The following is a 3389-nucleotide window of genomic DNA, read 5'->3' as shown; positions in this document are numbered from 1 at the left end:
AACGCGAGGCTGTCGGACTGAATCCGCTCTTAGCTTAAGTTATGACAGAAGCCCGACAGCATTCATGTCTTATCCCCTTTATCCCCTCCATCCTGGCTCAGCTTCTTTCTTCGCATCAGCCATTTTCAAATCTCTGAATAGACCAAGATTGATCTGTGGCACCGGAAAATTTTTTAGCCAGGATGAAGGGGATGAAAGGGATAAATGCAGGTCGGGCGAGTGCGCAGGTCCGACGCTAGGCCTGTCAAAAGCAAATTCGGAGTGACGGCGCCGAGCACCTTGCAGCCCTTGCGAAATCTGTGCTGAGGGGGTCCTCAAGCCAAGCCGATAACTGTGCGATCAATCGCGCTTGCCCGCGACCAGCAATTGCACCGTCAAGGGCAGCGCTTGTTCGTACTGTTCATCGAGAGCCAGCGTGAGGCCCTGAGCCTGAACCGGCACGGCCTCGAACCACGGCCCCAAAGCGGCTTGTAAGACGCTCAGCGACGCCAACTTGGGGTCGCCATTTGGGCCCGCCACGCTGATACCGACCCAGCGCCCCGCCTGATCGAACACCGGCCCGCCGCGCGGTGCCACCGGTAGTTCGATGCCCAAGGCTTGCTGATTGCTGGCGGCGCTCAGGCGGCCCAGAAAGCCCCTGTGCATGGCCGGCCATGCCGCTTGCGCCGACGGCGCGGCAAGATAGCTGAAGGCGGTTGCCGGGCTGCCGGCGAAGGCGTCGCGCGGTGCGCGCTGCAAGCTGGATTGCGCGCTGGGCAAGGGCGTATCCAGGCTCAACAGGGCGAGGCCGAGTGAGTCAAAGCGCTTGACCAGGCGCGCAGCGCTGGCATGGCCCAAGCCATTGCGTACCCAGAGTTGAGCCGCGCTGTCTTGGCTTGGGTCCAACGGCAGCAAGGCGTGGCGGCCGCTGTCAAGCAAAAGCCCGCTGCCCAGCGCTTGTGCATGCGCGGGCACCGGCGTGCCTATGGCCAGCGGGCCGGGACGAATGGCGGCGGCTTGCGGGTCGGTCTCGGCCGCAGCGGCCGGTTCCGCAAGTGGCAATTGCAGCTGCATGGCCAGCAAGGTCGGCTCTTGGGGCAGGCGCTTCAGGCCGGCGTCCAGCAGGCGGCGGGCCTCCACGCGCTGCTCACCCAAGGCCAACATCCAGGCATAGAGCGCCAAGGCCTCAGGATCATGGATATGCGCGCCGGCCGTGTGCGAGGCGAACATCAGCGCGCTCCGGTAGTCGCCGGCCTGCATTTGCGCTTGCAGCATCAGCAGCTCGGTGTCGGCGGCATGGCTGATCATGGCGGCCGCATCGAGCTGAGCGATGGCAAGGGCGCTGTCGCCGGCGCCCAATGCCGTGCGGGCGGTTTTCAGTAGCGCCTGCCGCGCGGGCTCGCTTTGGGGCAAGGCCTGGCCCTGCTTAGGTGGGTGTTCATGGGCTTGGGTGCCGCCGCAAACAAGCGTGGCCAGGCTGAAAAATAGCCCGGCCACGGCCGCTTTTTGCCACTTCGGCACCGCTTGCTGGCTGTCAAGCCTTGGGCGGTTTCTCTGCATCAGGGCGTCAGCGTGATGCGTGGCTTGTTCAGTGCAGCGCTGCCTGGGTTGTAGGCATTCGCGGCATTCTTATAGCCGGCCAGATAGGCGATCAGCGCATCAATGTCCTGCGCACCGCCTTGGACATTGCCGCCGCCCAGCAGCGTAGTGAAACCGTCGCCGCCTGTGGCCATGAAGTTGTTGACCGTCACGCGGTAGGTCTTGGCCGGGTTTTGCACCACGCCGTTGATGACGATGTTGTCGGCCGCGCCGATCGCAGCGGGCGGGTAGACCGTCACATCGGTCGGTGTCAATGTCACGTTCTGGATCTTGGCGCAGGCCGGAGCCGCCGCCTTCCAGCTGTATGAGAGGCCATTGCTGATCTGCATGATGCGGTTGGCGGTCTGGCCCTTGCAGCCGTTGAACTGCTGTTCCAGCAGGTCCTTCAGTTGCAAGGCGCTCAGCGTCATCGTCACCAGGCTGTTGCCGAAGGGCTGCACGGTGAAGGCGTCGGCATATGTCAGCGCATAGGGATAGCTGGCGGCAGCGGGCTTGACGAAGCCGGGGCTGCGCACGCCGCCGGCATTCATGAAGGCCATCACGGCGCCGCCCAGCGCGGCCGGCTGGGTGGCTTGCAGCTGGGCATCGGCGATCAGGTCGCCGGCTTCCATTTCACCGGCGCTGTTGGCGGCATTGCTCATGCCGGCGGTGATGGTGCCCACCACTTGACCGGCGATCGGTGCGACCGCGCCCTTATAGGCCAGCACCACGTTCTTGACTTCGGGGTTGTTGGCGATGGCGGTGTTTACGGCGGCATCGCTGCGGTCCACCAAGCGGTTGTTGACGCTGACGTCGGTGACGTTGCGGGTCAGCGAATCAATCGTCAGATTGACCTCGGTCAGCGCGCGGCCGAAGGCGCTGGAACTGGTGACCGGGATCAGTCGGCCGGTCTTGTTAGGCAGGCCGGTGGCGCGCGGCGTGCTGACGGGGCCGCTGGCGGTGGTGCCGGTCACGTCGATAGTGTTCTTCGAGCAGTTGTAGGCGGCGTGGGTGTGGCCGCTGATGACCAGGTCAACCGTGTTGTCAAAGCGGGCCACCACCTTGGCAATCTCGCTGGCGCTGCCGTCCGGGTTTTTGAGGTCATTCAAGCAGCCATTGATGTCGCTGGCGTTGGTCAGGCCGCTGCCGGCCGGTGCGTTCTGGAAGCCGCCTTGGTGAATCAGCACGACGACCGACTCGATGCCCTGGGCGCGCAGGCGCGGGATCAGCGCATTGACCGTGTCGGCCTCGTCCTTGAACTGCAGGCCGGCCACGCCGGTGGGGGTGACGATGCCCGGTGTGCCCTTCAGCGTCATGCCGATAAAGGCGACCTTGACGCCGCCGAAGCTCTTGATGCCGTAGGCCGGCAGCAGCGAGCGGCCGGTGGCGGTTTCGATCACATTGGCCGACAGCCATTTGAACTTGGCGCCGTCGAAGGTACCCGGTGCCGAAGAGCCGAAGCCCATGCAGCTATTGGCTTCCTTGAGGCCGCCCGCGTCCAGCTTGCAGCCGCCGTTTTGCAGCCGGCGCAACTCGTCCTTGCCCTTGTCGAATTCGTGGTTGCCGACGGACGAAAAGTCAACGCCGATCTTGTTCAGCGTTTCAACCGCCGGCTCATCAAAGAACAGCGCCGAGATCAGCGGCGAGGCGCCGATGAAGTCACCCGCGCCGACCACCACCGTGTTGGGGTTGGCGGCCTTCATCTGGGCCACGTAGGCGGCCAGGTATTCGGCGCCGCCGACGGCGGGGCGCAAGTTGCTGGGAACGGTGCTGTTCTTGCCAAAGCTGCCGGGGGTTTCCAGCGTGCCGTGGTAGTCATTGAAGCCGATGAT

At 64.3% G+C, this 3389-nt stretch carries 2 protein-coding genes; both read right to left on the bottom strand.

Going from position 1 to position 3389, the window contains the following annotated elements; translation table 11 throughout:
• Positions 1 to 339 precede the first annotated feature (339 nt).
• On the bottom strand, positions 340 to 1539 hold the full coding sequence (locus RMO57_RS03045; protein ID WP_310384093.1) for a hypothetical protein: 1200 nt from the start codon (positions 1537 to 1539) through the stop codon (positions 340 to 342).
• Positions 1539 to 3389: bifunctional metallophosphatase/5'-nucleotidase (locus tag RMO57_RS03040; RefSeq protein WP_310384092.1), on the bottom strand; the 1851-nt coding region annotated here is incomplete at its 5' end. The genes RMO57_RS03045 and RMO57_RS03040, both read right to left, overlap by 1 nt.

The organism is Roseateles sp., assembly GCF_031397715.1.
Taxonomy (GTDB): domain Bacteria; phylum Pseudomonadota; class Gammaproteobacteria; order Burkholderiales; family Burkholderiaceae_C; genus Paucibacter_A.
Note: the sequence above shows the minus strand (reverse complement) of the source record. Positions and strands in the feature narration are given on the sequence as shown.